Source organism: Streptomyces sp. NPDC051677 (assembly GCF_044453465.1).
Lineage (GTDB): Bacteria > Actinomycetota > Actinomycetes > Streptomycetales > Streptomycetaceae > Streptomyces.
In genome coordinates, this window is the sequence record NZ_JBITCT010000057.1 from 21,400 (window position 1) to 27,399 (window position 6,000).

Below are 6,000 nucleotides of genomic sequence, written 5' to 3' on the forward strand. Positions count from 1 at the left end.
GAGCGTGGGCTGGGCGTGTCCCTACCTGACGACTACAAGAGGATTGTTGCCCGGTATGCACCCGTGCAGGTGAATGGGCATCTCTCTCTGCATCATCCCTCCACGGAACGGTGGAACCTCGGGCAATGGATGGAGCGGAGGGTCACCGCTTTCTCTAGTAGTGACCTGACAGATGCGAAGTGCCCTGGCTTTCCCCGCGGCCCGCTTTTCGGCGGACCTGAAGGCCTGGTTCCCCTTGTCTCGACCGACCGTGGAGAATATCTTTTTGGGGTTGCGGATGCCGCTTCCGGAGATTGGCGTTTTCTGGCCTGCAACGGAGACGAACAGGACTTCTATGAGTATCGGATGTCCTTTTCTGAATGGCTCTACCGTTACCTTTCTGGCGAATCCATGTTTGGCCCAGGTAGCGATGTTTTCTACCCTGGACCCGTCGTCTTCGAGGGATTGCCGATGACTGCGTCGGAACCCTCCGCTACGTGGTACGGCCCGGACAGGGGGGTATGAGCCCCGGAGCGAAGCCTGCGGGCCAGCCCGACAGGCGGGAGATGGTGCGCTCGATCCCCGTCAGCGGAGACGGTGGCGTGGTGGGGACGCGTTGTGCTGGGTGGCGTCGGGTTCCCGACTCCGACCGCTGTCCACTGGGGATGTGGCCATGAAGAGACGAAGGGTTGGCTGTTCATAAGAACGGTGAGCTGAGTTTCTCCGCCCGTTCTGTGAGTTGACTTCGACGAATGTCGGCTCGGCGTTATACGTTTTTTGGTCCGAGGCCCCCCTGCCGCCGGTTGAGGGCGTGTGACGGAGCAAAGGCGCGTGTCGGCGGCGGCTGATTTTCCCCGTCGCCGACAGCGCGTCTTTCGTGCTGGGGGTTGTGGTGTGGGCGAGCGCGGGATGCAGCCATGCGGCCGGCCCTTCTGGCGGCGCACGCGGAAGCCGGACTGCACGACACACCACTGAGCGGGGGCGGCACGGCCGCGTTGAGTATGTGAGGCCAGCAGGATCGAGATCACTTCCCCGGTCCTTGCCCAAGGAATCGGCGACGCCTCAGACGGTTGTGTTGAGCTACGGCCACTCCGGCCCGTGCGCCTCCGGTCCGGGGCAGATCGGAAACCGCGCCGGATCTGGAGAGCGTTGAGTGCCGGCAGCCGAGATGATCCAGATAACAAGCCAGAGCAACGAATGAGTGGAATGAAGCAAGTGAGTGAAGAGAGAACCCAGATGCAGAGAGGCCGCCGCCTTCTTCGGTCGGCGGTGGTGCGGGCTGCCGTGACCCTGGCTGGTCTGTGTGTGGTGGGATGTTCGGCCGCCGGGGGTGCCGGTGCCGACGAGCCGGCGGCGGGGGAGCATTCGCCCGCGGGCTCTGCATCCGCGTCGGCGAGTTCGTCGAGCGGGTCTGCTTCACCGAGCCCTGCTCCGAGTCGCTCGGCGACCGCATCGCCGACGCCCTCACCCTCGAAGACCTCGACTCCGCGGGCGACGAAGGGATCGTCGGCGCAGGTGGGCGGCGGTGGTTCTGGCAAGTCGAGCGGTTCGGGTACGACTGGTCGCGGGTCGAGTGGGGGGAACGGGTCAGGTTCTGTTCCGCAGAATCCCAACCGTGGCTCGAATCCTCCACCCGCGCCGCCTCGTCCGGCTCCCACGCCGGAGTGGAGTTCGGCGGAGTGGCAGCCTGGCGATCCGGTCGCGACGGTGCCCGGCTCGGGGGCCGGCCAGGGGTGAGTCGGGCGGGCCGTACGGCTGAGGCAAAGTCCTCGTCATGCCTGGGCAGGGCTGACATAGGCTGTGACGCCCGGTAACCGACTCACAGAGAGGCCGACGGCGCGTGGCCGACAGACCGTCCGAAGAGCACAGATCCGGTTCGGAAGAGGGGGACGGGGATGGGGCTTCTCCCCGGCCCGGCAGCAGCTCCATATCCGATGAGGAGTGGGCGAAGTTCCTCCAGGACAGCGAACGGGAGATAGCGTCCGCGCCGAAAGAGCCGTCCGCCCGGGCCCGTATGGTCACGGAGCGGCTGCGGCAGCGGGAGGCGCGCGGCGAGCTGCCCGAGAGCTGGCGTGCGGGTCCGTCCCCGCAGGAGATACAGGGGAGAGCCGCTCGGAAGCGGCGACTGTGGGCGATTATCGGGGTGCCCGTCGTGATCGCCGTGGCCGTCGTGGCGATGAAGCCGTCGCTGTTGCCCGGTGATCCTTTCGGCAGCGGGGAGTCGGAGGCTGGGGCGTCCGCGTCACCGCTGCCGGCGGAGACCGCGGCGCCGACCAGGGCGCCCGAGGCGGTGGATCCCCAAACCCCCACGCTGGACCGGCCGTTCGCGGGCTCCCCTGCACTGCAGTGGGCCGACGGTGCCGCCGGCATCGTCCTGCCGAAGGCGACCCCCATCGGATCGCTGTCCAAGGCCCAGGTGGAGCAGGCGCTGCAGCAGACCAGGAAGCTGCTGATCGACTCCAACCTCGACCCGGCCACCCTGCGCGGCGAACGTCCCACGGCCGCGCTCTCGGTGATCGAACCACGGCAGAAGGAACTGCTCGACAAGCTGAACACCGGGCTGAGCAAGCCGGACAAGGAACACGACCCGCTGGGAATGTTCAGCCGCTTCAACCCCAAGGAACTGCGGCTGGCGGGCAGTGTGGTCAAGACGCGGGGGCGGATGACGTTCAAGGCCGGTGAGCAGGCCTCCGTCGTCGTGCACGCCGACTACACCTTCGTCTACCCGCTGGTGCGTGTCGACAAGGACGTCCCGACCGAGGTCTCCCGCACCATCGTGCGCCGCGTACTCGACCTCGAGCTCTCCGATCCTGCCAAGTACGCGGTCACCCCGGGCAAGATCGCCGTCAGGAAGTTCGACCGGGACATCGGCAACTCCGCCTGCGACGTCTACGACGGCTTTCTGCATCCCAGCTTCTCCACGGCCGGGACATCGGCCGACCCCACGGGCGCGCCTCCGACCGGGCCGACGACGGACCCGTACGACCGCAGCAAGGACCTCGACGAGAACCGCGACGAAGGCTGCGGCGTGGTCTCCCGTACCTGACCTTCCATCGCCTTCAGGCCGTGTATCAGTGCCCGCAAGCGAGCCGGGGTCGTCGTGAGGACGACTCCCGGCTCGTCGCTTTCGCGGAGGTGGATGGTGTCCGTGAGGCCGGCGGCCACGTTGACGCAGTTGGCGGCCTCGGCGCTGTAGGTGGACTTCTGCCAGGTGAGGTCGGGCATGGCGGGGCTCCTCAGAGGTCGTGGGAGATGCGGTGGATGAGGTCTCGGGACTTCGCTTCAGACAGTGCGCGGGATTCCATGCGGTCCAGCACGGAGCGATAGCGGTCCAACTGGGCTTCCGCGTCGAGGAACTCGCAGCCGTGATCGGTGTCCAGCACCACGGTGTCGAGCTGGGGCGCGGGTCCGTTGGCGACGGTGATGGGTTGGCCTGAGGCAGGGAAGCCGGTCTGACCGAAAGGGATCACCAAGACCGTGATCGTGGACTGCTCACTCATCTCCAGGAGGTGCTTGAGTTGGCCGCGGGCGATGTCCGGGCCGCCGAAGCCCATGCGCAGGGCTGCCTCGTGAACGACGGCCGCGTAGGGGGTCGGGGTGCCCTCGAACAGTACGGCCTGACGCTTCACCCGGTACGAGACGCGGTGCTCGATCTCGTAGGGGCGCAGGGGTGGAACCGCCTCGCGCATCGCGGCGCGGGCGTGTTCGGACGTCTGCAGGAGTCCCGGCATGTGGACCGTCACTGACACTCGCAACGCCGTGGCGTGGTACTCCAGTTCCGCGAGGTCTAGCAGACCGGACGGGAGGTTGTCCCGATACTCCTCCCACCAGCCCCGCTTGCGGCCGCCCGTCATCGAGGCCAGGGCATCGACGTGGGCCTCGTCGGCGCAGCTGTAGTTGCGCGCGAGCGTACGGACGCGCTCGGCGCTCACGGCGTACCGCCCCGCCTCGATGTTGCTGATCCGGGCCTGCGGCCCTCCGAGGAGTGCGGCAGCCGCGGTCGAGGTGAGACCTGCACGTTCACGGAGCTTGCGCAGCTCGGCTCCGAGGCGCTGCTGGCGCAGGGTCACGGTGGGGGCGGGTGGCATGGCGGTTCGCTTCTCTCTTCGGCGTGGCCTTCAGCATCACCTACACGGGTGATGATTGGTAGATCTTCGCGGATCCAATAGAAGACCTTCCAATGTGACGCTACGTTGTACAACGCGAGCCGCTCAACACCCCGCACCCATAAGCCGGAAGTGCACCGACCAGGCAATGCCACCGCCGGGCGCGGTCGTGAGCGAGTCGTCCAAGTTCCCTTCCCGTGCCCCCTCCTCTTCCTCCCGGAGGTCCTCATGGTCACCGTAGCCTCGCCCGACACCTGGGTGTACGCCCTCCGTCTGCCGCATGACCCCAGAGCCGCACGTGTCGCACGTATGACCGTAAGGGCGGCTCTCGCCGGACATGGCATGGGTGAAGTGCTCGACGTCGTCGAGTTGTTGACGTCCGAGATGGTTGCCAACGTCTACCTGCACACCGACGGCCCCGGCTCGCTCCGGCTCACCGCCCTCGGCGACGGGCGGCTCAGGGTCGGCGTCTGGGACAGTCACCCGTACATCCCCGCGCCGTTCGCCAAGCCTTCCGGGGATCGTCTCCCGCCTGCCTCGGTCGACGGCGAGAGCGGGCGTGGGCTGTACCTCGTGCAGGAGTACGCGGACTGGTGGGGCGGCTGGCCGCTCGGGCGCGGGGCCGGGAAGCTGTTGTGGTTCGAGGTCGGACTGTGATGGTTCAGCCGACAGCGAGTGTCGTCGCCCGAACGGCGCCGGGCTGGTTCAGCAGCTCGGTGTTGTCCGACCACTGGTCCACGCTTCCCACCAGTGGCAGTGACCGGAGGTCCGGATGCGTGATCGTCCGGGCCAGTTCCCGGGCGAAGCGGTCGGCGCGCAGGACCAGGAACGGGCGTGAGTGGTAGGGCCTGCGGTTCGGGTCGAGCGGTGGCGTGAGGCCGGATGCGTTGTGCAGCGCCGCGACGGTCTCGTAGGCGTCGCACAGATGCGCCTCCCGGGTCGGGTGGTCGGTCGCGGCCAGCGCACCGCGTAGCGCCGGGGCGAGGGACTCGGCCACCGGCAGCCGGCTGAACGCGCTGCCGAGCCACTTGCTGTAAGGGGCGTAGGTACGTTCCAGCAGCAGGCACAGGCGCATCAGGTCGCGTACCAGGCGGGCGGCGACGACGGCTGAGCCGAGCTCGTCACCGACTTCCGCGCACCGGCCCACGAACGCCTCCTCGTGCGCGATCCGTTGCCACTGGCAGGCCAGCAGATACCGCCACACCTGCTCCGGATACCACGCAAGCCTGCGCCGGAGGGCGGTGAGGGCGCCGAGGTCGTCATGGAACACGTCGCCGCCGGTGGCCTCGGCGAGCCGCTGCTGCGGCGCCGACAGCCAGTCACGCACGCTCGGTTCCGCGTCAGCCGTGCCCAGGGTCACCAGGATGCCCAGGCCCAGCCGCCCCAGTTGTCCGGCCCGCCACTCGTCGGTGTCGTGCACGCTCACCCGGTGGTTGACCGGGCCGTCGGTCAACCGCATGCGACCCACCGGGTCCGTCGGATCGTCGCTCTCCTGGAAGTGCGTGGGCCAGCCCCGGACCTGCTTCGGCAGCCGCTCGGCCAGGGCGCGGCGGATGCTCTCGGCGTGCCGGGCGTGGTCCGCGGAGGTCAGGAAGAGGTCGAGCCGTGGACCCCACTCGTGATCCGCCGACCGCGGTGTGTCGAAGCCGAGGACCTCGGAGCCGCTGCCGACCCGGGCCGCCGCGTGCCGCAGGCCCGGGAAGGCCTCCCTGAGGATGGGCTCCACCGCCTCCACGTACAGGATCCTGGACAGTTCGATGCCGGGGAGGAACCGGGCGCCGGAGATCGTCATCGGGCAACAGTGCTGGACCGTTTCGACGCCGGTCCACCGGATATGCGCCCGAACCCCGAGGCGCCGTCCCGCAGGGCCGGCCCGCCTCGGACCGCCCCGGACCGCCCCGGACCGCCCCGGACC

General features: G+C 68.4%; 4 protein-coding genes and 1 pseudogene. 2 read left to right on the top strand and 3 right to left on the bottom strand.

Annotated elements, in window-relative coordinates:
• Window positions 1-1,819: 1,819 nt before the first annotated feature.
• Window positions 1,820-3,025 carry a hypothetical protein gene (locus ACIBAF_RS41675; RefSeq protein WP_399470695.1) on the top strand — a complete coding sequence of 402 codons (1,206 nt, stop codon included), beginning with the start codon at window positions 1,820-1,822 and terminating at the stop codon, window positions 3,023-3,025.
• A gap of 23 nt (window positions 3,026-3,048) precedes the next feature.
• On the opposite strand, the pseudogene ACIBAF_RS41680 reads toward ACIBAF_RS41675, so the two are convergent.
• Both ACIBAF_RS41680 and ACIBAF_RS41685 read right to left on the bottom strand, forming a co-directional pair.
• Window positions 3,049-3,204 (bottom strand): annotated as a pseudogene (locus ACIBAF_RS41680) (DUF397 domain-containing protein); the annotation flags it as partial.
• 11 nt (window positions 3,205-3,215) lie between these two features.
• Window positions 3,216-4,067 carry a helix-turn-helix domain-containing protein gene (locus ACIBAF_RS41685; protein ID WP_399470697.1) on the bottom strand — a complete coding sequence of 284 codons (852 nt, stop codon included), beginning with the start codon at window positions 4,065-4,067 and terminating at the stop codon, window positions 3,216-3,218.
• Between the two features lie 327 nt (window positions 4,068-4,394).
• On the opposite strand from ACIBAF_RS41685, the gene ACIBAF_RS41690 reads away from it, so the two are divergent.
• Window positions 4,395-4,742 carry an ATP-binding protein gene (locus tag ACIBAF_RS41690; RefSeq protein WP_399470759.1) on the top strand — a complete coding sequence of 116 codons (348 nt, stop codon included), beginning with the start codon at window positions 4,395-4,397 and terminating at the stop codon, window positions 4,740-4,742.
• 4 nt (window positions 4,743-4,746) lie between these two features.
• Here ACIBAF_RS41690 and ACIBAF_RS41695 read toward each other — a convergent pair whose 3' ends face one another.
• A complete protein-coding gene (locus ACIBAF_RS41695) occupies window positions 4,747-5,877 on the bottom strand; it encodes a DUF4037 domain-containing protein (RefSeq protein WP_399470699.1) in 1,131 nt (376 codons plus the stop codon).
• Window positions 5,878-6,000: the final 123 nt, after the last annotated feature.